We start from the raw sequence: 20,992 nt of genomic DNA, 5'->3' as shown, positions 1-20,992 counted from the left end.
CAAACAATTGTACGAATGAAGCTAGAACGCGTATTTGACATCCTGCCCCGCCAACTCGAACGCCACCCGCGCACCGACTGCCTCGCCGCCAAAACCGGCAAGGAATGGCGCAGGTTGTCCACCGAGGAAGTCGCGGACAGCGTCAACCGCTTCAGCCTGGGTCTGCTGGAGTTGGGCATCGCCAGCGGCGACAAAGTCGCCCTCGCCGCCGACAACTCCATAGAATGGGTGCTGGCCGATCTGGCGCTGCAGCAAATCGGCGCCGTCAGCGTGCCGCTCTATCCCACCATGACCCTTGATGATGCACGCTATATCCTGACTCATGCCGAGGTCAAGCTCGCTTTCGTCGGCAATGCCGCATTGCAACGCAAATTGCATGAGGCGCTGGGCAAATTCAGCTGCCCGATCTACGGCCTGAGCCAGATCGACGGCTGCCCGTCCTGGACCGAAATCCTGGCCCTGGCCAAACCGGAGCGGCAGGCCGAGCTGGAACGCCGCCGCGACGCGATCCAGCCGGACGACGTCTACACCATCATTTACACCTCCGGAACCACCGGACGCTCCAAAGGCGTGATGCTGTCGCACCGCAACGTGCTCAGCACCGTGGTCGCCACCGCGGAATTCACCCACCTGCCGCACGGAGAATGCCGCGCGCTGAGCTTTTTGCCGCTGTCGCACATCTTCGAGCGCGCCGGGGTCTTCTACTATATGTACAGCAGCGCCGGCGTTTACTTCTCCAGCGTGGAATGCCTGTCCTCCGCGCTCGCCGACATCCGTCCGCACACCTTCAGCGCGGTGCCGCGCGTGCTGGAGAAAGTGCACGACAAGCTGGTGGGCAAGGCGCGCGAACTCAGCGGCTTCAAACGCCGTCTTTATCTGTGGGCCGTGGAACGCGCCGAGCGCTTCGACCCCAACGCCCGCCGCTCGCCGCTGGAAGCCGCCAAGCACGCGCTGGCCGACAAGCTGGTTTACCGCAAGTGGCGCGCCGCGATGGGCGGCGAGCTCAAATGGATCAATGTCGGTTCCGCCGCGCTGCAGCCGCGGCTGGCGCGCCTGTTCTGGGCCTGCGGCGTCTCGGTGGCGGAGGGCTACGGCATGACCGAATCCGCGCCGGTGATCTCCGCCAACCCGTTCAACGCCCGGGACACCCGGATCGGCAGCGTGGGCCTGCCCTTGCCCGGCGTGGAAGTGCGCCTGGCCGACGACGGCGAAATCCTGGTGCGCGGCGACAATGTGATGCTCGGCTATTACAAGGAGCCGGGACTCACCGCCGAAGCGCTGAACAACGGCTGGCTGCACACCGGTGACATCGGCGTGCTGGAGCACGGCTATCTGCGCATCACCGACCGCAAAAAGGAAATGTTCAAGACTAGCAACGGCAAATACATTGCGCCGCAAGCGCTGGAGAACAAGCTGAAGGAATCCGCCTTCATCGACCAGATCATGGTGGTGGGCGACGGTCAGAAGTACGCGGCGGCGCTGATTGTCCCGCTCTTCGAGAAACTGAAGGAATGGTGCGCCGAACACGGCATCGCCTACACCACAGACAGCGAGATGAGCAGCCACCCCAAGATCGTCGAGTTGATTGACCGCGAGATCAAGCGCTTCAACCGCTACTTCGGCAACTGGGAACACATCAAGAAATTCACCCTGATCGACAAGCCCTGGTGCGTCGACGCCGGCGAATTGGCGCCCACGCTGAAGCTGCGTCGCAAGGTGATCGCCGAACGCTGCCGCGCAATGATAGAAAACCTCTACGCCCCGGCCTGAGCCGGATGCGACAAAGCCCCGCAACGCGGGGCTTTTTGCTTGAAGACGGCGGTCAACGCTTGTGGGCCAATTCCAGCCGCCGCTCCACATAACCCTGCACCCGCTCGAAGCTGGCGCTCAGCACCCAGTAGATCGCCGCCGCCGCCAGATAGAGCGGCAAGGGCTGAAAGGTCTGGGCGATCACTTCCTTGGTCGCCAGCATCAATTCGGTCACGGTGATCACCGATACCAGCGAAGTATCCTTGATCAGGCTGATCAGCGAATTGGACAGGCTGGGCACCGACAAACGCAAAGCCTGCGGAGCGATGATGTGGCGCATGGTCTGCCACCAGCTCAGGCCCAAGGACAGGCCGGCGTCCCACTGGCCGCGGTGCACGCCGGCGATGCCGCCGCGCAGACTTTCTGACAAATAGGCGGCCACATTCAGCGTCAAGGCCAGAATGCCCGCCGTCACCGGTCCCAACTCGATGCCCGCGCCGGGCAAGCCGTAATAGATGACGAAAATCTGCACCAAGAGCGGAGTGCCGCGCATCGCGCTGACATAGAAGGCGGCCAGTTGCGCCAGGACCGGCACTTGCGCCACTCGCAGCAAGGCCACGACGAAGCCCAGCGCCAGCCCCAGGATCATGGAGACCACCGCGAACATCAAGGTATAGCCCGCGCCTTGCAATAGCACCGGCAGCGCCGATTCGAACAGGACGATCCAGTCAGTCATTCACGTTTTTCCAAAAAAAACCGACGCCCCCGCGCAAGCAGGGGCGTCTTGCCCTATCCACTCTGAAATCAACTACCGCTTATTTCTTGGCCGCCGCCGGCGCTTTCGACACGTCGATGCCGAACCATTTGACCGAGATCTTCTTGAAGCTGCCGTCGGCCTTCATATCGCCCAGCGCCTTGTCTATCGCCGCCTTGAACTGCGGATTGTTCTTGGCGAACGGGATAGCCATCGTCGCCACCTCGCCCACCGGCGCGCCGGCCTTCAAGGGCAACTTGGCCTGCTTGATGGCGAAGGGAATCAGCAAGCTGTCGTTCAGCGCCGCATCCACGCGGCCGCTGGCCAGATCCTGCAGGTATTCGGGCGCGCCGGGATAGGTTTTCACCTCGATGCCGGCCACGGCCTTGGCCATATCGGCGTAATTGCTGCCCTGGCCCACGCCCAGCTTCTTGCCTTTCAGGTCCGCCAGGCTCTTGAAAACGCGGCTCTCGTTCTTGCGCACGATCAGCTGCGCGCTGGAATAAGTATAAGGCTGGGAAAAGTCGAACACGTCCTTGCGTTTGTCGGTCACGCCCACCTGATTGACCACGATGTCGAACTTGCCGGCCTGCAAGCCCGCCAGCAGGCCGCTCCACTCCGCCGTGGTGAATTCCGGCTTCACTTTCAGACGCTTGGCGATTTCAGTGGCGATCTCGACATCGAAACCCGTCAGCTGCTGTTTGGCGTCCTTGAAGTTGAACGGCGGGTAAGTGCCTTCCAACGCGATTTTCAGGCTGCCGCGCTGCTTGACCGTATCCAGCAAGTCCGCCGCGAACACCTGTCCAGCCAGGCCCGCCATTACGAGAAGCGTCATCAGCTTGCGCATATCAATATAACCTTTGGTAATTTTGAAAAACAAAATAGTCAAAAACGAGAATATCACTAGCCGTTGGCGCTGCCAAGTTCTAGATAGAACAATGGCCGCGAAAAGCGGCCATGATGTCAATTCATCTTACTCTGCTTGCAAGCGCTGGCGCAGCGTTGCCCCCAACTTACGCCCCAAGCCAATCAATACCGCCAAGACAAAGCCCCCCAGACCGGCCAGCAACACGATCATAGTCCGTTTCGGTCCCGCCTTTTCCAAAGGGGGGCTTGCCGGCAACACCACCTGCACATCCTGCGACATCAACGCTCTGGCCACCGAAGCCTGCTTCTGCAGCTCCTCCAACGTGGCCTGATAGAAGAACAAATCACGCATCGTAGCCAACTGCCTCGGAGAGATGGACTTGACCTGCGGATTGCTGCGCTCCAATTCCGCGCGCAGTTGCAATAAAGACGACTGTACCGGGCTATTCCCTTCCATTTGCTGAGCGTTCATTTGCGCTTCCAAGCGCGCGAAACTCTCGATCACACGCGCCGATTCGCTGTTCAGGAAGGTCTCGGCTACCGCGCCCAGCTGCTTCTGCTCGCGCTTCGCCCCTGACACCTGGCCTTGCACCACCTTGATCCGCTCCTGCAGCACCAGGTATTTCCTGCTCTGCTCCGTCACGTGCAAGCCCAGAATCCGCTGCCGGGTCTGCTCCACCAGGTAATTGGCGAGCCGGGCGGCGAACTCCGCATCCACATCTTGGACCGAGACTTCAAGCAAACCGTCTTTGCCCGCGGAAACTCTGAGATTGTCCAACAAACTGAGCTTGGTCTTGTCCGCTCCGGCCACGCCGTAATGCTTGGCCAGCTCAAAATGGGCCGCCGCCTCGCCCAGCATCGCATTATCCTTCAACACGCTGGCGCCGCCCTGAGGACCCAACGGGGCAGGCACGAGGAGCAGGGATGTCGCCGCATACCTGTCTTGCAGGTTCAACGCCAAGGCCACCGCAGCCAGCGCGGCGATGATGGGGAGGAAAACCATCAAACGCCATTGTTCTTTACAAAAACGCACGACATCAATCAAACCAATCTCTTCAACACTTTCAGCTTGGCGTTCCAAAACGTATTCCCTTTTATCGACATCCCGCCGGCATCATATTGCCGCATGACAGTTTACGTCCAAAAAAAAGGCATGAGCCAGAGCTGCATGCCTTTATATTCGATTCGATAAGATCACACATTAAATAAGAAGTTCATCACATCGCCGTCCTGGACCACGTAGTCCTTGCCCTCGGCCCGCATCTTGCCGGCCTCCTTGGCCTTGGCCTCGCCGCCCAGCGCGATGAAGTCAGTATAGGCGATGGTCTGCGCGCGGATGAAGCCGCGTTCGAAATCGGTGTGGATCACGCCGGCCGCCTGCGGGGCGGTGTCGCCGATATGAATCGTCCAGGCTCGCACTTCCTTAACGCCTGCGGTGAAGTAGGTCTGCAAGCCCAGCAGCTTGTAACCCGCGCGGATCAGACGATCCAGGCCAGGCTCTTCCAGACCCAGCGTCTCCAGGAATTCGGCCCTGTCGGCGTCGTCCAGCTCGGCGATTTCGGACTCGATCGCCGCGCACAAGGCCACCACCGGCGCGCCTTCCTTGTCGGCCAGTTGCTGTACCCGCTCCAGCAAGGGGTTGTTGCTGAAGCCGTCTTCAGCCACGTTGGCCACATACATCGCCGGCTTGATCGTCAGCAGACACAGCGGCTTGACCAAGACCATTTCTTCCGGGCTCAAGTCCAGCGAGCGCGCCGGCAGGCCCTGATCCAGATGCGGCACCAGCTTCTCCAGCACCGCGATCAGCGCGCGCGCGTCCTTGTCGCCGGACTTGGCCTTCTTGCCTTCGCGCGTCATCGCCTTTTCCACCGCGGACAGGTCGGCCAGCGCCAGCTCGGTGCCGATGGTTTCGATGTCGGCGATCGGATCCACCTTGCCGGCGACGTGAACGATGTTCTCGTCTTCGAAGCAACGCACCACGTTGACGATGGCGTCGGTCTCCCGGATATTGGCCAGGAACTGGTTGCCCAGGCCCTCGCCCTTGGAGGCGCCCGCCACCAGGCCGGCGATGTCGACGAATTCGACGATGGCCGGCTGGATGCGTTGCGGATTGATGATCTTGGCCAGTTCGGCCAGCCGCTGATCCGGCACTTCCACGATGCCTACATTGGGCTCGATGGTGCAGAAGGGATAGTTGGCGGCTTCGATGCCGGCCTTGGTCAGCGCATTGAACAGGGTGGACTTGCCCACATTGGGCAGGCCGACGATACCGCATTTCAGACTCATGTCCGCATTCCTTCGAATTCTTGAAAAATCTTGTTCTGCCGCAGCATAGCGGCAAGCCGGCGATTTGCCCAGCGGCTCATTTGGCCGCGGAGTGCAATTCCTTCATCGCCGCCGCCATCTTGCCGCCGATGGCCGCCGGCAATTGCCGCAAAGCCTGCTCGATCGCCTCGTCCAGCGCCTGCTGTTCCTCGGCGCGCGGCTTCTTCAGCACGAAATTGGCGACTTCGTTGCGGTCTCCCGGATGGCCGATCCCCAGACGCAAACGCCAGAAGGCCGGCGAGCTCAGCCGCGCGGCGATGTCCTTCAAACCATTGTGGCCGCCGTGGCCGCCGCCCTGCTTGAAACGGGCCGCGCCGGGCGGCAGGTCCAGCTCATCGTGCACCACGAGGATCTGGTCCGGCAGAATCTTGTAAAAATGGGCCAGCGCCAACACCGCCTGTCCGGACAGATTCATATAGGTCATCGGCTTGAGCAGCCAGACGTCCTGTCCCTCGATGTCCACGCGGGCGACGTCGCCTTGAAACTTGCCTTCCGTGCGCCAGTTGCCCTTATAGCGCCAGCACAACTCGTCCACCAGCCAGAAACCGGCGTTATGGCGCGTTCTATCGTATTCAGCGCCGGGGTTGCCCAGGCCGACTATCAGGCGAATGCCGGACATATTCTCTGTTCCAAATGAAAAAGCTCGTTGCGGGCCGACGGCTAGCAACGAGCTTTTCAACCGTTACCGTCAGACGGCACGGCAGCTAGATTACACGCGAGCGAAGTCGATGTGCATTACTTGCTGTTTGTACGGGTGCATTTGGAACGCAGCCACTTTAACTTGTTCTTTCTGGCCGTCGATCACCAGATCCAGAACGGAAGTGTGGAACGCTTCGTTCTTCAGCGCGTAGTACATGGTGTTGTGGTCCAGAACGATGGATACGGCTTCTTTGGAAGCGCCGTAAACAACGGCCGGAACCTGGCCGGCGTGACGCAGGCGGCGGCTCGCACTCGTACCCGACTCTTCACGCTTGCTGGCGGTATATTCAAAAGACATGGCAAAACTCCAGTTTCAGATTAAAAGCACCCGGCCCGCCGCGACCAGCGGGCCCGATGTTCACGGCAGGCAGGCGCCCGCCGCAACCAGTTCCTCATTGAAGAGGTAGGACACCGATTCTTCGTTGTTGATCCGGCGCAGCGTCTCGGCCAGCAGGCCGGCGATGGAGGCCACCCGGATGTTCGGGCAGGCTTTGGCCTCGGCGGTCAACGGGATGGTGTCGGTCACCACCACCATATCGATGTCGGAATTCTTGATGCGATCAATCGCCTGACCGGAGAAGATCGGGTGAGTCGCATAGGCCAACACGCGCTGGGCGCCGCGCTCTTTCAGAGCGCTGGCCGCCTTGCACAGGGTGTTGGCGGTGTCGATCATATCGTCGACGATCAGGCAGGTACGTCCGGACACGTCGCCGATGATGTTCATCACCTCGGCCACATTGGCCTTGGGACGACGCTTGTCGATAATGGCCAGATCGGTGTTCAAGGCTTTTGCCATCGCGCGGGCGCGCACCACGCCGCCCACGTCGGGGCTGACCACGATCAGATCTTCGATGCGCTGCGAGCGGATATCCTTCAGCAGCACCGGCGTCGCGTAGACGTTGTCCACCGGAATGTCGAAGAAGCCCTGAATCTGGTCGGCGTGCAGATCGACGGTCAGCACCCGGTCGATGCCGGCGCTGGTCAGCATATTGGCCACCAGCTTGGCGGAGATCGGCACGCGGGCGGAACGCGGACGGCGGTCCTGGCGCGCATAGCCGAAGTACGGAATCGCCGCGGTAATACGACCGGCCGAAGCGCGTTTGAGCGCGTCGGCCATAGTCAGGATTTCCATCAGATTGTCATTGGTCGGCGCACAGGTCGACTGCAGAATGAACACGTCGCGTCCGCGTACGTTTTCCAGCAGCTCCACCGCCACTTCGCCGTCGCTGAACTTGCCGACGTCGGCGCGTCCCAACGAGATATCCAGATGTTTGACTACGTTTTGGGCCAGTTCCGGGTTCGCGGTCCCGGTGAATACCATCAAACTGTCGTATGCCGCCATGATTCGTGTGCCTTAGCTAGATAAAGAAAAAGCGTGTAAGGGATTCTTACACGCTTTTTTCATGCTCTCTCTTATTGAGAGAAAGTCTTGGCTGGGGAGGTAGGGATCGAACCTACGAATGCCGGAATCAAAATCCGGTGCCTTACCACTTGGCGACTCCCCAGTAACCTTTATTCAGCGCTGTCGATTAAGGGATGGACATCGAGTCCTTTTGCTAAAAACCCCTTATATTTTATCGACACCGCCTGATAAACTTTATCGGCTTCGTCTTTAGACTGGCACTCCAGAAACACGCAGGAACCGGAACCAGTCATCAGCGGCGAACCATATTTTCTTAATTCGGTCAGCACTTCATTCACCGCTGGGTACATATTCGAAACAACGTTTTGCAGATCGTTTCGTCGCTGCTGCGTTGTTTCGAGGATTCGCATTATGCCGACGACCCCTGCCTCTGTCAACACCTCTTGCGAAAAATTTTGAAATACTTTGCCGGTGGGCACCTGCACCTGAGGGTGAATTACCACATACCATGCCGGCTTCAATTTGATTTCATTCAGTTTTTCGCCAACGCCGGTGGCCAGCGCGCTGCGCCCGAAAATAAACACCGGAACGTCCGCGCCCAGCTTCAAGCCCAGTTCCTGCAAAGTCGCCCGCGGCAGATTCAGGCCCCACATGCGGTTCAAGGCCAGCAAAACGGTGGCGGCGTCGGAGCTTCCGCCGCCCAAACCGCCGCCCATCGGTATCTTTTTGTCCAGACGAATGGCCACGCCCAGCCCGCACTGGGCATGGGCCTGCAATAGACGCGCCGCGCGCACCGTCAAGTCCTGCTCCGGGTCCACGCCGGCGATCGGCGTCTCCAGCACGATGCGGCCGTCGTCGCGCAAGGCCAGCGACACGGTGTCGCTGAAGTCGACGAAGCGGAACACCGTCTCCAGCAAATGATAGCCGTCCGGGCGCTTGCCGACGACGTGCAATAAGAGATTGAGCTTGGCCGGGGCCGGAAAGTCTTGGAATACGGGGGAACTCATCAACAGAACACCATGGCAATCATTAGAAATAATACGGAGGAAGCGACGCCGTCAGCGCCAGTCGCGGGTCACCACTCTGACCGTCAAACCGTCTCGGGCCAGATCCACGCGCTTGGGATAGCGCTCGCCGGACTCGGCCTCGCGCACGAAGCGGATGCGCCAACCCTGCTGCAGCAATTCGCCGTCGGGACGGACTTCGCTCGCCTCGCCCGGCACGGGCATGCCACGGATCCACCAGGCCAGGCCGGACAGCGGCAGCGGCCAGCCCAGGGTTTTCTCGGTCAGGCTTTCCACATCCGCAGCCTGCCAGGCCTTGCCGTCCGCCAGCAGGGTGACGCCGCCGGCGTCGCGGATCACTTCGGCCACGGTATTGCCCAGCGGCGAGTTGATCGCCAACTGATCGCGCTCAGGCTGGTGCCGCCAATCGAAGTTGGCGACATGCCCCTTGCCGTCCAGATTCACCGACAAACGTCCGCTGACCGCGAAGGGCTGGTCCGCGGACTGCGTCGCGGCGGGCATGAACACCGCCTCGCGCGTCGCGCAGCCGGTGAGCGCAAGAGACAGGGCCAGGATCAGACCGCTCCACTTCATCAATGGGCCCCCAGACGGCGCATGGTTTCGCGCAGCACATCATGTTCCGGACTCGCCTCCAGAGCCTTGTTCCACACCGCCAACGCCTCGTCCTTCTTGCCCAGCTTCCACAACACCTCGCCCAGATGCGCGGCCAGTTCCGCGTCCGGCAACAGCGCATAGGCCTTCTGCAGCGTTTTCAAGGCGGCGTCCAGGCGGCCCAGCTTGTATTGCGCCCAGCCCAGGCTGTCCAGAATGGTGGGATTGTCCGGCTCGCTCTTCAGCGCCTTTTCGATATAGCCGAGCGCTTCCTGATGGCGGCTGGTGCGATTGGTCAGGGTGTAGCCCAGCGCGTTAAGCGCCTGAGCGTCGCCGGGCTTTTCCTTCAGCACTTGCTTGAGATCGCGTTCGGCGTTGCCGACATTGCCCAGGCTGTCCGACACCAGCGCCCGCTCGTACAACAACTCCGGCGCCTTGGGCATGCGCAGCAGCGCCTTGCTCAACAAGTCATGGGCCTTGCCGGGCTGCTTGCCCTCTCGCGCCAACTGGGACTGCAGCAAAGCCAGGGTGATCTTCTCTTGATCGTTGCCGCCCAAGGGCGCCAGACGCGTCAGGGCCAGATCCAGCTTGCCGTCGCCAGCGTCCATGATCGCCAGCCGGCCTTGCGCCGGCAGGAATTGCGGCCCGGCGCCCACCATTTCATACCAGCCCCTGGCCCCGGCGGCGTCCTGACGCTCCTCGGCGATCTGGCCCAGGGTGTAGCGAATGAAATTGGCCTCCGGATGGCCGGCCGCCAGCGCCTGGCGCAGATGCCGCTCCGCCGCCGGCAGGTCGCGCATCTGATAAGCCATCAGACCGGACGCGTAGAGCAAATCGGGGTTATTGGGATTGCTAGGCAGCAGCTGGTCGAAAGCCAGGCGCGCCTCGGCGAAGCGCTTGGCGCCCACCAACAGCCGCGGCTTGGCCAGCTTCAGTTCCAGGCCGGCGTTCGGCCGCCGCGCCAGTTCACGCTGCAGAAAATCGATAGCCTGCTCCGGCTGCTCGCGGCGAAGCCGGTCCACCTGCCAGGCCACCGGCAAGTCCCAGGCCGGCGCGATCTGCGCCAGCCTGTCGAATTCGCGGTTCATCGTGGCCTGATCGCCGGCCTCGGCGGCCACGGCCAGGAGCGCGAAACGCGCCTCGGCCAGGTCCGGATAGCGGACAGCGAATTGCTTCACCAGCTCGTAAGCGGCTTGTTTGTCGCTCTGGCGCGAGGTCAGCCGCGCCAGTTGAACGAAGATGGCCGGCGCCCGCTCCGGCTCTTTTTGCAGCAGCGCCTCGATCAGCGGCTTGCTTTCCGCCAGCTTGCCGGCGCGCAGCAGGGTGATGAACAGCTGTTCTCTCGCCGGCACCGAGTCCGGCGCCAGCTCCATCCACAGGGTCAGGGCTTCCGAGGTTTCCTTCAGCAGGCCGGCGAACATGGAGAATTCGGCCGCGCGCTGCGCCAGCCGCGGATCCCGCGTCTGACGCGCCAGTTCCAGATAGGTCACGGCGGAGGCGCCCACCGAGCCGCGCTGGGCGGCGATTTCGCCGGCCACCACGCCATAGAGGATTTCCGGCGTCAGCTCCGCCTTGGGCAGTAGGGTTTCGTCTTCTTTCTGCGTGATCGCGGCCTCGTCGCCGGCCGGTTTGCCGGCATCGACCGACTTCGCCGCGCCCGGGTGCTTGAAATTGGCGCATGCCGACAGCAGCGCGACCATCAGCAAAGGGAGTGTTTTTTTCAGCCGTTGCATTCGCATGGAGTCAGAGACCTGCTTATAAACCTGTTGAATGCGTAGAATAGCATGACCTGTTTTTATCTTCGCGCCATTCTACCCATGCCTGAACTGCCAGAAGTCGAAACCACCCGTCGCGGGATTCTGCCCCATTTATTGAACGCCACGCTGGAGGGCGCCGTGGTCCGCCACGCCGACCTGCGCTGGCCGGTGCCGCCGGAACTGCACGCCGCCTTGCGCGGCCTGACGATACGTTCCGTCGATCGCCGCGCCAAATATCTGCTGCTGGGCACCGACGCCGGCACCCTGATCATCCACCTGGGCATGTCCGGCAGCCTGCGTTTCTTGCCGGCCGCCACCCCGCCGGAGAAGCACGACCACATCGATCTGCTGCTGGGCCCCAATGTGCTGCGTTACCGCGATCCCCGCCGCTTCGGCGCGGTGTTGTGGCATGTCGGCGCCATCGAGCACCACCCCCTGCTGCAAGCGCTGGGACCCGAACCGCTGTCCGACGGCTTCGACGGCGACACCCTGATCCGGGCCGCTCAACGCCGCGGCAGCGCGGTCAAGCTGATGCTGATGGACAATCACGTGGTGGTGGGCGTCGGCAATATCTACGCCAACGAGGCGCTGTTCCACGCAGGCATCCATCCCGCCCGCGCCGCCAACGCGGTGCGCGACGGAGAATACCGCCGGCTGGCCGAGGAAATCCGCAGCGTGCTGAACCGCGCCATCCAGGCCGGCGGCAGCACCTTGCGCGACTTTGTGCACAGCGACGGCAAGCCGGGTTATTTCCAACAGACTTATATGGTGTACGGCCGTCAGGACCAGCCCTGCCGCCAATGCGGCACGCCGATCCGGCATTTGCGCCAGGGCCAGCGCAGTTCCTACTATTGTCCGCTATGCCAGCCATGCTAGAGTTACGGCCTCAACCTTGCGCACCGAGCCTCAAAGCATCTTGAAGTCAATCGCCACAACCTCTTTGCTCACCCGGATAGGACGCGTCGCGCGCCTGTTCGGCCACCTGGCCGTCGGTGTTTTCATCCTGGCCACCCGTTATTCTCGGCTGGCCCACGCCGAGCGCGCCGTCGTCACCCGGCGCTGGGCCGCTCACGCGCTGAAGATCCTCGGCATCAGCGTGCGGATCCACGGCGTCAACCCCGGCTTTTACCCGCCCAACACCCTGCTGGTGGCCAACCACATTTCCTGGCTGGACATCTTCGTGCTCAATAGCTGCACGGTGTCCCGCTTCGTCGCCAAGCGCGAGCTCCGCTCCTGGCCGGTGCTGGGCTGGCTGGCGCATCTGGGCGGCACCCTGTTCATCGACCGCAGCAAACGCAAGGACGCCAGCCGCGTTTACAAGGCGCTGGCCCACGCCATGGAAAACGGAGCCTGCATGGCGGTCTTCCCCGAGTCCACCACCTCGGACGGCCTGGCCCTGCTGCCGTTCAAGGCCTCCTTGTTCGAAGCCGCCCTGCTTTCGCGCGGCACCGTTCAGCCGGTGGGCCTGCGCTATTACGGCGCAGACGGCGAACAGACGCTGGAGCCGGCCTTCATCGGCGACCTGACCTTTTTGCAAAGCGTGCGCAAAGTGCTGGCGATGCCGGCGATGGAGGTGGAGGTCAGCTACGGCCAACCGCTGAAAGCCTGGGAAAACGGCCTGGATACCCGCTTCGCGCTGGCGCAGCAGGCGCAGCAGGAAGTGGCGCGCGCGCTGCGCCTGAGCCCGCCTCCGGCAGCGGAAGCGGCGCAGGAACCGGCTCGCCAGCACTGAGCACCTGCGGCGAATCCTCGCCAATGCAAAAGCCCCCGTTCCGGGGCTTTTCTCATCCAGCGCCGACTACGCTCACAGGCTGAGCCGCGCCATCAGATTATCGAACAAATCGTCGGCCAGCTTGGCATAGCCCTGCTGCGAGAAATGCACCATGTCCGGCCGCGCCAGCTGCTGAGCCTGCCAGCGCTTCATGCTGCAAGGCCCGCCCATCGCCTGCTCCCAATCCCAATACAGCACATGACTGTCGCGCGCGACTTTCTGCTGGATGCGCTTGACCGCCGCCAATTGCAGCGGGCGGCCCGGCGAGCACTCCTTGCTGGCCGCGCCGCGCTTGCGCGCGGCGTCCTGCGCGCCCAGCATCAGGATGGCCGCCTGCGGCAGATCGCGGCGCACGGTGTTGATCGCCGCCTGCAGATTGAGCTGGTACTCGATCAGATCCAGCCTGTCGTCAAAGGCCTCGTTGACGCCGTAGGCCAGGATCACCAGGTCGCTGTTGCGCTCCGCCAGCTGAGCGCTCCAGCTCTTGCCCCAGCGCTGCCAGATCGACAGCTGGGCGCCGTTGCTGCCTATGCTGTCCAGCACCACGCCGGGCGCCAGCCGCTCCAGCTCGATGCCGCCCAGCTCCACCGCCGGCAGCGCGCCGGCGCGCACCACAAAGGGGAAGTACAGCTTCTGCTCCACCGTCTGCCAGCCCCTGCCCGCCTCCGGCGGATTCAGTTTGCGGCTGCCGTGGCCGTCATCCACTTCCAGCGCGCCGGCGCCGTCCTGAGCCGCCCGCACGCGGAAGCGCGCGCGCCACAGGCCGTCCAGCGGATTGCGCGGCAGTACGCTGATGGCGGCGCCCGGCCGCTGCGCCTGAGCAATATAACCGCCCAGTGGGAAGTCCGGATCACCGTCTTTGCGGCTATTGATCAGCGTCCAGCCCTCGCTGCGCGCCATCACCAGCGCGTGGCGCTGGCCCGGCACCGCCATCGGCGGCGTCCAGCCGATGCCGGCGTCGCCGAACTTGGCCTGGAAACGCTCCCGCAGCGTGCCGGTCAGATAGTCGGCCGCGGTATGCGAATCCCCCAGCTGAGTAATGCGCACCGGCTGCACGGCGGTGGAAATCGCCTTCAGCCGCGACGCCAGCCTCGCCAGATTGATCTCGCCGAAATCCTGCACCGGCGCGGCCAGCGCCGATGCCGCCGCCAGCCAGCAGGCCAATGCCCCGCTGATTCTCAACTTCATTCAAACCTCAATTCTGCCAACACGCGCCGCGCCAGCAAGACCTGGCCCTGACGGGTGAAATGAATACCATCGGCGGTGCGCACCGCCACTTCGCCCTGATCGGGCAAGGTCATGAACTTGGTGAACGTCTCGTCCTCGCTGCCCAAGGCCTCGCGGGTGGACAGATAGCGCTGACCCGCGCCTTCCACTTCCTCGCGGAAGACGCCGTTAATGTACTGCACGCCGCGATTGAGCTTGTCCTTGCCCATATTCGGCGCGCCCAGCCACAGCAATTGCGTCCCATGCTTGCGGGCCGAAGCCAGGATGGCGCGGATGCGTTCGCGGTAGCGCTGCTCCCACTCCTCGGAGGCGAAACGGATGTAGCGGCTGCCGCCCACCATGTCCCAAGTATCGTTGGCGCCCAGGAAGACCACCACCAGACCGGTGTCGGGATTCGCCGCCAACTGCCGCTCTATCGTGTCCGGCCAGTTGAAGAAATCAGGATAGGTCAGACCGGTGCTCTGCTTGCTGAGATCCAGCGCCTTGATCTGGTGCAGCTTGAACAAGGGGCGCAGCAAATGCGGCGCCACGCCCTGCATCATGGAGTCCCCGGCCAGCAACACCTTCTGCCCCGGACGCAGCAAGATGCGGGCGTCCTTGAGCGCCGCTTGCTGCGGCGGGACCGACGGCGGCCGCGGCGTCGGGGCCGCGTTCGGCAAGGCCGCCGTTGCCGTTGTCTGCGCCATTGTCTGCGCCGCCGCCGGCTCCGCCGGCGCGCTTGCCGGCGGCAATGCCGGCCTCAGGCAGCAGGCGTTGAAATAGGCGATCATCTCGTCGTCCCAACGATCCAGCCGGCTCAGCAGCCCTCGGCTCTGATCGCGAAACTCCCGCCCCAGTTCCGCGCCCAAACGCCAGACGCTCAGCTCGGACAAGGCTTCCAGCTGGCTGGGACGGTGAAAGGTCTGCCGCCAATAGGCGTTGATCGAGCTCTGCTCGATCCAGCACAGCAGCAGCATGCTGCTGCCTAGGATGGCCAGGGCCTGGCGGATGGCGGAACGGGCGATCATTTGACGCTTGCCTCAATGCGGTAAGGAATGAAACGCGCGGCGGCGGATGCGCAGCCGCGCCAGCACGACTAAAACACGGTTAAAACTGGTAATAGATAAAACCCGGAATGCCCGGCGGCGACACCACGATGATCAGCAAGGCGCAGCCGGCCAGCAAGCTGGGCTTGCCCCACCACGGCAGGCGGCCCAGTTGGGCGATGCCGCGTTCGCAAACCGCGCCCAGATGAGGCAGCGCGACAAACGCCGCCGCGCTCAGCGCCAGAAAGCCCGGCGCGTTCAGCGTCAGTTCCTGGCCGGTGCCGGCCATGGCCTCCAAAAAGCTCCAGGCGTCCTCCAGCGACGCGGCGCGGAAAAACACCCAGGCCAGGCAAACGTAATGGAAGGTCAGCAGCCGCGCCAGCCAGGCCCAGCGCCGCGTCAGCGCTTCCTTGCCCAACAGCCGGTCCCCCAGGTTCAAACCCACCACGCCCAGGCCGTGCATGCCGCCCCACACCAGGTATTTCAGGCTGGCGCCGTGCCACAGGCCGGACAGCAGCATCGCGGCCAGCAAATTGAGCTGGGCGCGGGCAAAGCCCAGCCGGTTGCCGCCCAAGGGGATATAGACGTAGTCGCGAATCCAGCTGGACAGCGACATATGCCAGCGCCGCCAGAAGTCGCGCAGATTGTGCGCCAGGTAGGGCGCGTCGAAATTGCGCGGCAACTGGATGCCCAGCAATAAGGCCAGGGCGGTGACCAGATCGGTGTAGCCGGAGAAATCCAGATAGATCTGGAAGGCGTAGGCGTAGAAAGCCGCCCAGACCTCCAGCGCGTGATAGGTTTCCGGCGCGCTGAACACCGGGTCCACCCAGGCGCTGGCCAGCCAGCCGGCCAGCCACAGTTTCTTGGCCAGGGCCAGCACAATCAGACCCAGCGCGCGATCCAGTTGCAGGATGTGGCGACGCGCGCCGCTGCGCAGCTGCTCCAGCAGACCGGTGGCGCGACAAATCGGCCCGGCCAACAAGGTGGGAAAGAACGCCAGGAACAAACCCAGCTCCCTGGCCCGGGCGAAACGCAATTCGCCGCGATACAGGGACACCAGATAACTGACCGATTGAAAGGTGTAAAAGGAAATGCCCACCGGCATCAGGAAATCCACCGCCGGCAATATCGCAGCGATACCCAACGCATGCAGCCCCGCTTGCGCGCTTTCGCGGAAGAAATCGAAGTATTTGAATATCGCCAGATTGCCCACCGCCATCAGCAAACCCGCGCGCAACCAACGCTTGGGCCGGATGGAATCAAGCATCCGCGACGATATCAGGGTCAATAACAGGGTATAAACGGCAAGAATCAGCGCAAATCGCCAATCAAGCTTGGCATAAAAGGCGTAACTGCCCAATAACAGCAAACCATTCTGCCAATCCGTGCGCTTGCGGCACAGCCAATACAGGGCGAAAAAGGCGAGGAATGCCAGCGCGAACTCAATGGAAAGGTAACTCATACAAATAAAAAAACGGCTCTGGCAAGAGCCGCGATTATGACAGCCATAGGGCCTGGCTGACTATGGCTTGTCGATATTTTATTTACGGCGGCGCAGCCGCCCATACTCTTTAGGCGGTGATTTCGCGATAAGCCGAACACGGCAGGGAGAATAAGGCCTGGTCCCCCAAACGCATCGCGGTCAGGCTGCCGCCCCACAAACAACCGGAATCAATCGCCACCACGTCGTCGGTGATATGCACGCCCAGCGCCGACCAATGGCCGCAGATAATCGGCATCTCGCCTTGCCAGCGCCCCGGCGCCTCGAACCAGGGCGTCAGCCCGGCCGGCGCGTTCTCCAGCTCGCCCTTGTAATTCAGATCCATCTCGCCGTCGCGGTTCAAGAAACGCATCCGGGTCATCGCGTTGACGATCACGCGCAGACGGTCGGAGCCGCGCAGCTCCTCGTTCCAGCGCGTCGGCCGGTTGCCGTACAGCCGAGACAGGAATTCGCGGTGCTTGGGGCCGGACAAGCCGGCCTCCACTTCCTCCGCCAGATCCAGCGCGCGGTCTATGCTCCACTCCGGCAGCAGGCCGGCGTGCACCATCGCGTAGCCGTGGCCGGCTATCATCATAGGCTGGCAGCGCAGCCAGTCCAGCAGCACCTTTCCATCGGCGGCGTTGAGAATGTCCAGCACCGTGTCGCTGCGATGCAGCTTGCCGAAACCCTCCGCAACCGCCAGCAAATGCAGATCGTGGTTGCCCAGCACGATCTCCACCTGATCCTGATGCTGGAACACCCAGCGCAGCACTTCCAGCGATTGCGGCCCGCGATTGACCAAGTCTCCCGTCAGCCACAGGGTATCCTTGCCGGGATTGAAATCGATTTGCCGCAGCAACTGCTGAAACGGCTGGAAACACCCTTGAATGTCGCCAATAGCGTAGATGGCCATATGCACCTCATAAGTGGCGGATCGATCTGAGACGTCATCCGCGGATAGCGCCATGATACCGCATGCTACAATGCACTGGCTGAGTTACCGATTTACTGCGCCCCGCCGGGCCCCTTCCCCCATACCGCCATGTCCGCTCCCTTGCTCAATCCGCCGCAGCGCGCGGCGATCCAGTATCTTGACGGCCCCTTGCTGGTGCTTGCCGGCGCCGGCTCCGGCAAAACCCGGGTCATCACCTTCAAGATTTCGCACCTGATCCGCGAAGGCGGCATCAATGCGCGCAATATCGCCGCCATCACCTTCACCAACAAGGCCGCGCGCGAGATGCTGGAACGAGTGGGCAAGCTGATGACGCCGGCGGAGATCCGCGGCATCACCGTTTCCACCTTCCATTCGCTGGGCATGCAGATCCTGCGTCAGGAAGCGCCGCACCTCGGCTATAAGCCTCAGTTCTCCATCCTGGACGCCTTCGACGCCGGCAAGATCATCTCCGACATCCTGAAGACCACCTCCAAGGATGAAGTCCGCAAGGTGCAGAGCCAGATCTCGCTGTGGAAAAACGACCTGAAAACGCCAGACCAGATGCTGCTGGAAGCCCAGGGCGCGTGGGAAAGCGTCTGCGCCTCCACTTACGTCGCCTATCAGGACACCTTGAGCGCCTACCAGGCGATGGACTTCGACGACCTGATCCGCCTGCCGGTGCAGTTGTTCCAAAGCAATGAAGACGTGCTGCAGAAGTGGCAGAACAAGCTGCGCTACCTGCTGATAGACGAATACCAGGACACCAATACCTGCCAGTACCAGCTGGTCAAACTGCTGACCGGCTTGCGCGGCATGTTCACCGCGGTGGGCGACGACGACCAGTCCATCTACGCCTGGCGCGGCGCCAATATGGAAAACCTGCGCTTGCTGCAAAGCGACTTCCCCAAGCTCAAGATCATCAAGCTGGAGCAGAACTACCGCTCCACCGCCCGCATCCTGCGCGCGGCCAACTCGGTGATCTCCAACAATCCCAAGCTGTTCGAGAAACAGCTGTGGAGCGAGCTGGGCCTGGGCGAACCCATCCACGTGGTTCAGTGCAAGGATGAAGAGCACGAGGCGGAAACCGTGGTGCAAAGGCTGCTGGCGCACAAGTTCGAATACCGCACCGAGTTCAAGGACTACGCCATCCTCTATCGCGGCAACTATCAGGCGCGCATCTTCGAACAAGCCTTGCGCAATCAGCGCATCCCCTACCAGATGGCCGGCGGCCAAAGCTTTTTCGACAAGCCGGAAATCAAGGACATGCTGGCCTATATGCGCTTGATCGCCAATCCCGACGACGATCCGGCCTTCATTCGCGCGCTGACCACGCCCAAGCGCGGCGTCGGCGCCGCCACGCTGGAACGGCTGGGCGCCTGGGCCGGCGAACGCGGCAAAAGCCTGTTCGCCAGCGCCCATGAGGAAGGCTTCCGCCTGCAAGTGCAAAAGGCCCAGCTGGAGCCGCTGGAGCAGTTCTGCGACTTCATCGCCAATCTGCAATACCGCGCCACCCGCGAGGACGGCGGCCCGCTGGCGATGGAGATGATGCAGGCCATAGGCTACGAGGCCTGGCTTTACGATAGCGAGGACAGCCCGCGCATCGCCGAAACCAAGTGGAAAAACATCCTGGAAATGGTGAGCTGGCTCAGCCGCAAGGGCGAGGACAGCGGCAAGAACCTGGTGGAGCTGACCCAGACCATCGCGCTGATCACCATGCTGGAAGGACGCGAGGAAGGCGAGGTGGACGCGGTTAAAATGTCCACGCTGCACGCGTCCAAGGGTCTGGAGTACCCGTATGTTTTCCTGGTCGGCACCGAGGAAGGCATCCTGCCGCACAGCGAATCCGTCGACAACGGCATGGTGGAGGAAGAACGCCGGCTGATGTACGTCGGCATCACCCGCGCCCAGCGCATGCTGACGCTGACCTATTGCGTCAAACGCAAGCGCGCCGGCGAATGGCAGTTCGTCGAACCGTCCCGCTTCATCAGCGAGATCAACGGCGACGATCTGCGCCACTTCGGCAAACCCGGCGCCGAGCCCATCGTCAGCAAGACCGAGGGCAAATCGCGGCTGGCCAGCCTCAGCGCGATGCTGGCCAATAAGGAAAAGCCGGCCGAATCCTGAAAAGCCGAGCAAGCCCTGCCCGCGTGGAGAATAGCGCGCGGCGTCCGCCGCTTCGGCATGCCCAGATGACCATGGCCATCTCGCGTTCTCAGTCGCTTGACTTGTCGCGCGCAGGCTCGCCAGGCTTTGAACAGACGCTGAGCACCCGCCCCAAGCCGTGAGAACTTTCGCCTGCGTCGCCAGTCCATCCTGGCTGGCGCGACGCGCAAAAGAAAATGGCGCCAGTGGCGCCATATGAAGAATGAGGAACATCTCTGGGTGAAGCGAAAGTGGAAAGCCACTGAATCCCCACACCAAGCCGCGAAGCGCCTGACGCTTCACGACCTAAACAGATGGACTCATCATGCACCATGCGCCCCGCCAAGGCACCTGTCCCTTGTTACAGCGGGGTTTTGTTGACATAGCACATTGCCATTTCATCCGGTCAAAATTTTCCCAAAAACATAGAAACCCCCGCTTTTGGGCGATAAAAAACGCCTTGCAACCGTGCAAGGCGTTTTTTGCTGCGTTGATCCGCGGCTTATTTGGAATTATTCACCATGTACTCGACGGCGGAGCGGAACTCGGCGTCGCTGCCGGTATAACCGCCTTTGGCCGGCATCGCGTTCAAGCCCTTGATGCCGATCTTGACCACTTCGTCCAGACCCGGCTTCAGACGTTCGGCCCAGGCCGCCTTGTCGCCGAACTTCGGCGCGCCGGCGATGCCGGCCGCGTGGCAGGCCATGCACACGCTGTCGTAGATTTTCTTGCCCACCACGGCCGGGTCCGCCGCCGCGGCCGCGCCGCCTGCGCCGCCCACCGGCGGTTCGGTGAACTTTCCGCCCGCGGAGTTGCCCATATAGGCTACCGCGCGCTTCACTTCGTCATCGCTCAGGTCGGTGGCACCGCCCTTGGCCGGCATCGCGTTGAAGCCCTGCAGCGCGTGCTGGGTCAGCGTGTCCCAACCCTTGGCGATGCGCGAACCCCAGGTGGCGGTGTCGCCGAACTTGGGCGCGCCGGCCAGGCCGGTGCCGTGACAGGAAATACAGATGCCTTTATATACCTGTTCGCCAGTGCGCATGCCCGGAGGCGCGTCGCTGGCCTTGGCTTCGCCGACCGGTTTCAGGCGAGACGCAATGGCCTCCTTGGTCATTACTTCGGCATCCACGTTGTAACCGCTGGTAGCCAACTTGGCCAAAAGCCAGATTGCCACTACAAGAAAGACAACGACGCCAACCAGCACTTTGATGACCTGGCCGGGAGCCATTCCGTTCTCATTACTCATTACGAGCCTCGCCTGGAATTAATGACATTTAAAATAG

At 62.3% G+C, this 20,992-nt stretch carries 19 protein-coding genes and 1 tRNA gene; 4 read left to right on the top strand and 16 right to left on the bottom strand.

Annotated elements, in window-relative coordinates; all coding sequences use genetic code 11:
* Nucleotides 1-15 precede the first annotated feature (15 nt).
* Nucleotides 16-1,770 carry a long-chain fatty acid--CoA ligase gene (locus tag HQN78_RS22525; RefSeq protein ID WP_235086390.1) on the top strand — a complete coding sequence of 585 codons (1,755 nt, stop codon included), beginning with the start codon at nt 16-18 and terminating at the stop codon, nt 1,768-1,770.
* Between the two features lie 52 nt (nt 1,771-1,822).
* Here HQN78_RS22525 and HQN78_RS22520 read toward each other — a convergent pair whose 3' ends face one another.
* The 11 genes from HQN78_RS22520 to HQN78_RS22470 form a co-directional block, all read right to left on the bottom strand.
* Entirely contained in the window at nt 1,823-2,485 is a 663-nt protein-coding gene (locus HQN78_RS22520) for an amino acid ABC transporter permease (RefSeq protein ID WP_118268338.1), read from the bottom strand.
* 79 nt (nt 2,486-2,564) lie between these two features.
* Nucleotides 2,565-3,338, bottom strand: coding sequence for a transporter substrate-binding domain-containing protein (locus tag HQN78_RS22515; RefSeq protein ID WP_231580992.1), 774 nt, complete (start codon nt 3,336-3,338; stop codon nt 2,565-2,567).
* Between the two features lie 138 nt (nt 3,339-3,476).
* Nucleotides 3,477-4,451 (bottom strand): hypothetical protein, encoded by a 975-nt coding sequence (locus tag HQN78_RS22510; RefSeq protein WP_235086387.1) that lies wholly within the window; start codon nt 4,449-4,451, stop codon nt 3,477-3,479.
* 113 nt (nt 4,452-4,564) lie between these two features.
* A complete protein-coding gene (gene ychF / locus HQN78_RS22505; RefSeq protein ID WP_235086384.1) occupies nt 4,565-5,656 on the bottom strand; it encodes a redox-regulated ATPase YchF in 1,092 nt (363 codons plus the stop codon).
* 76 nt (nt 5,657-5,732) lie between these two features.
* Complete coding sequence (gene pth / locus HQN78_RS22500) at nt 5,733-6,314, bottom strand: aminoacyl-tRNA hydrolase (protein ID WP_235086382.1); 582 nt, start codon at nt 6,312-6,314, stop codon at nt 5,733-5,735.
* Between the two features lie 90 nt (nt 6,315-6,404).
* Nucleotides 6,405-6,692, bottom strand: a complete 288-nt coding sequence (gene rplY / locus HQN78_RS22495) for a 50S ribosomal protein L25 (protein ID WP_043589895.1) — start codon at nt 6,690-6,692, stop codon at nt 6,405-6,407.
* A 60-nt stretch (nt 6,693-6,752) separates the two neighbouring features.
* Nucleotides 6,753-7,736 (bottom strand): ribose-phosphate pyrophosphokinase, encoded by a 984-nt coding sequence (locus tag HQN78_RS22490; RefSeq protein WP_043589892.1) that lies wholly within the window; start codon nt 7,734-7,736, stop codon nt 6,753-6,755.
* Nucleotides 7,737-7,824: 88 nt separating this feature from the next.
* Nucleotides 7,825-7,899: transfer RNA gene (locus HQN78_RS22485), tRNA-Gln, on the bottom strand.
* Nucleotides 7,900-7,906: 7 nt separating this feature from the next.
* Entirely contained in the window at nt 7,907-8,764 is an 858-nt protein-coding gene (ispE, locus tag HQN78_RS22480) for a 4-(cytidine 5'-diphospho)-2-C-methyl-D-erythritol kinase (RefSeq protein WP_235086380.1), read from the bottom strand.
* Between the two features lie 51 nt (nt 8,765-8,815).
* Nucleotides 8,816-9,355: a lipoprotein insertase outer membrane protein LolB gene (lolB, locus tag HQN78_RS22475; RefSeq protein ID WP_227105020.1), complete on the bottom strand. Its 540-nt coding sequence runs from the start codon at nt 9,353-9,355 to the stop codon at nt 8,816-8,818.
* Nucleotides 9,355-11,112: a tetratricopeptide repeat protein gene (locus HQN78_RS22470; RefSeq protein WP_227105022.1), complete on the bottom strand. Its 1,758-nt coding sequence runs from the start codon at nt 11,110-11,112 to the stop codon at nt 9,355-9,357. Before HQN78_RS22470 ends, lolB begins: the two co-directional genes overlap by 1 nt.
* Nucleotides 11,113-11,190: 78 nt before the next feature.
* On the opposite strand from HQN78_RS22470, the gene mutM reads away from it, so the two are divergent.
* Entirely contained in the window at nt 11,191-12,006 is an 816-nt protein-coding gene (gene mutM, locus HQN78_RS22465) for a bifunctional DNA-formamidopyrimidine glycosylase/DNA-(apurinic or apyrimidinic site) lyase (protein ID WP_235086378.1), read from the top strand.
* 40 nt (nt 12,007-12,046) lie between these two features.
* On the top strand, nt 12,047-12,862 hold the full coding sequence (locus HQN78_RS22460; RefSeq protein ID WP_107800633.1) for a 1-acyl-sn-glycerol-3-phosphate acyltransferase: 816 nt from the start codon (nt 12,047-12,049) through the stop codon (nt 12,860-12,862).
* 72 nt (nt 12,863-12,934) lie between these two features.
* Here HQN78_RS22460 and HQN78_RS22455 read toward each other — a convergent pair whose 3' ends face one another.
* The 4 genes from HQN78_RS22455 to HQN78_RS22440 form a co-directional block, all read right to left on the bottom strand.
* On the bottom strand, nt 12,935-14,089 hold the full coding sequence (locus HQN78_RS22455) for an SGNH/GDSL hydrolase family protein (protein ID WP_235086375.1): 1,155 nt from the start codon (nt 14,087-14,089) through the stop codon (nt 12,935-12,937).
* Nucleotides 14,086-15,135 carry an SGNH family hydrolase gene (locus HQN78_RS22450; RefSeq protein WP_235086373.1) on the bottom strand — a complete coding sequence of 350 codons (1,050 nt, stop codon included), beginning with the start codon at nt 15,133-15,135 and terminating at the stop codon, nt 14,086-14,088. The genes HQN78_RS22455 and HQN78_RS22450 overlap by 4 nt, the downstream gene beginning before the upstream one ends.
* A 79-nt stretch (nt 15,136-15,214) precedes the next feature.
* On the bottom strand, nt 15,215-16,420 hold the full coding sequence (locus tag HQN78_RS22445) for an MBOAT family protein (RefSeq protein WP_235086371.1): 1,206 nt from the start codon (nt 16,418-16,420) through the stop codon (nt 15,215-15,217).
* A 304-nt stretch (nt 16,421-16,724) separates the two neighbouring features.
* On the bottom strand, nt 16,725-17,546 hold the full coding sequence (locus HQN78_RS22440) for a symmetrical bis(5'-nucleosyl)-tetraphosphatase (RefSeq protein ID WP_107800637.1): 822 nt from the start codon (nt 17,544-17,546) through the stop codon (nt 16,725-16,727).
* Nucleotides 17,547-17,675: 129 nt separating this feature from the next.
* Here HQN78_RS22440 and HQN78_RS22435 point away from each other — a divergent pair, with 129 nt between their 5' ends.
* Nucleotides 17,676-19,691, top strand: coding sequence for a UvrD-helicase domain-containing protein (locus tag HQN78_RS22435; RefSeq protein ID WP_227105030.1), 2,016 nt, complete (start codon nt 17,676-17,678; stop codon nt 19,689-19,691).
* 520 nt (nt 19,692-20,211) lie between these two features.
* On the opposite strand, the gene HQN78_RS22430 is transcribed toward HQN78_RS22435, so the two are convergent.
* Nucleotides 20,212-20,823 carry a cytochrome c5 family protein gene (locus HQN78_RS22430; RefSeq protein ID WP_227105032.1) on the bottom strand — a complete coding sequence of 204 codons (612 nt, stop codon included), beginning with the start codon at nt 20,821-20,823 and terminating at the stop codon, nt 20,212-20,214.
* Nucleotides 20,824-20,992: the final 169 nt, after the last annotated feature.

The organism is Chromobacterium sp. Beijing (assembly GCF_021496765.1).
Taxonomy (GTDB): domain Bacteria; phylum Pseudomonadota; class Gammaproteobacteria; order Burkholderiales; family Chromobacteriaceae; genus Chromobacterium.
The sequence above is the reverse complement of the archived record's forward strand: the minus strand, read 5'-3'. Positions and strand labels throughout refer to the sequence as shown.

Excerpts from the sequence above, each read along its gene's own strand:
- lolB (WP_227105020.1), bottom strand. The coding sequence starts at position 9,355 with ATGAAGTGGAGCGGTCTGATCCTGGCCCTGTCTCTTGCGCTCACCGGC.
- HQN78_RS22435 (WP_227105030.1), top strand. The coding sequence starts at position 17,676 with ATGTCCGCTCCCTTGCTCAATCCGCCGCAGCGCGCGGCGATCCAGTAT.
- HQN78_RS22490 (WP_043589892.1), bottom strand. The coding sequence starts at position 7,736 with ATGGCGGCATACGACAGTTTGATGGTATTCACCGGGACCGCGAACCCG.
- ychF (WP_235086384.1), bottom strand. The coding sequence starts at position 5,656 with ATGAGTCTGAAATGCGGTATCGTCGGCCTGCCCAATGTGGGCAAGTCC.
- HQN78_RS22430 (WP_227105032.1), bottom strand. The coding sequence starts at position 20,823 with ATGACCAAGGAGGCCATTGCGTCTCGCCTGAAACCGGTCGGCGAAGCC.
- HQN78_RS22450 (WP_235086373.1), bottom strand. The coding sequence starts at position 15,135 with ATGATCGCCCGTTCCGCCATCCGCCAGGCCCTGGCCATCCTAGGCAGC.
- pth (WP_235086382.1), bottom strand. The coding sequence starts at position 6,314 with ATGTCCGGCATTCGCCTGATAGTCGGCCTGGGCAACCCCGGCGCTGAA.
- HQN78_RS22525 (WP_235086390.1), top strand. The coding sequence starts at position 16 with ATGAAGCTAGAACGCGTATTTGACATCCTGCCCCGCCAACTCGAACGC.
- HQN78_RS22440 (WP_107800637.1), bottom strand. The coding sequence starts at position 17,546 with ATGGCCATCTACGCTATTGGCGACATTCAAGGGTGTTTCCAGCCGTTT.
- HQN78_RS22520 (WP_118268338.1), bottom strand. The coding sequence starts at position 2,485 with ATGACTGACTGGATCGTCCTGTTCGAATCGGCGCTGCCGGTGCTATTG.
- mutM (WP_235086378.1), top strand. The coding sequence starts at position 11,191 with ATGCCTGAACTGCCAGAAGTCGAAACCACCCGTCGCGGGATTCTGCCC.
- HQN78_RS22515 (WP_231580992.1), bottom strand. The coding sequence starts at position 3,338 with ATGACGCTTCTCGTAATGGCGGGCCTGGCTGGACAGGTGTTCGCGGCG.
- ispE (WP_235086380.1), bottom strand. The coding sequence starts at position 8,764 with ATGAGTTCCCCCGTATTCCAAGACTTTCCGGCCCCGGCCAAGCTCAAT.
- rplY (WP_043589895.1), bottom strand. The coding sequence starts at position 6,692 with ATGTCTTTTGAATATACCGCCAGCAAGCGTGAAGAGTCGGGTACGAGT.
- HQN78_RS22455 (WP_235086375.1), bottom strand. The coding sequence starts at position 14,089 with ATGAAGTTGAGAATCAGCGGGGCATTGGCCTGCTGGCTGGCGGCGGCA.
- HQN78_RS22445 (WP_235086371.1), bottom strand. The coding sequence starts at position 16,420 with ATGCTTGATTCCATCCGGCCCAAGCGTTGGTTGCGCGCGGGTTTGCTG.
- HQN78_RS22470 (WP_227105022.1), bottom strand. The coding sequence starts at position 11,112 with ATGCGAATGCAACGGCTGAAAAAAACACTCCCTTTGCTGATGGTCGCG.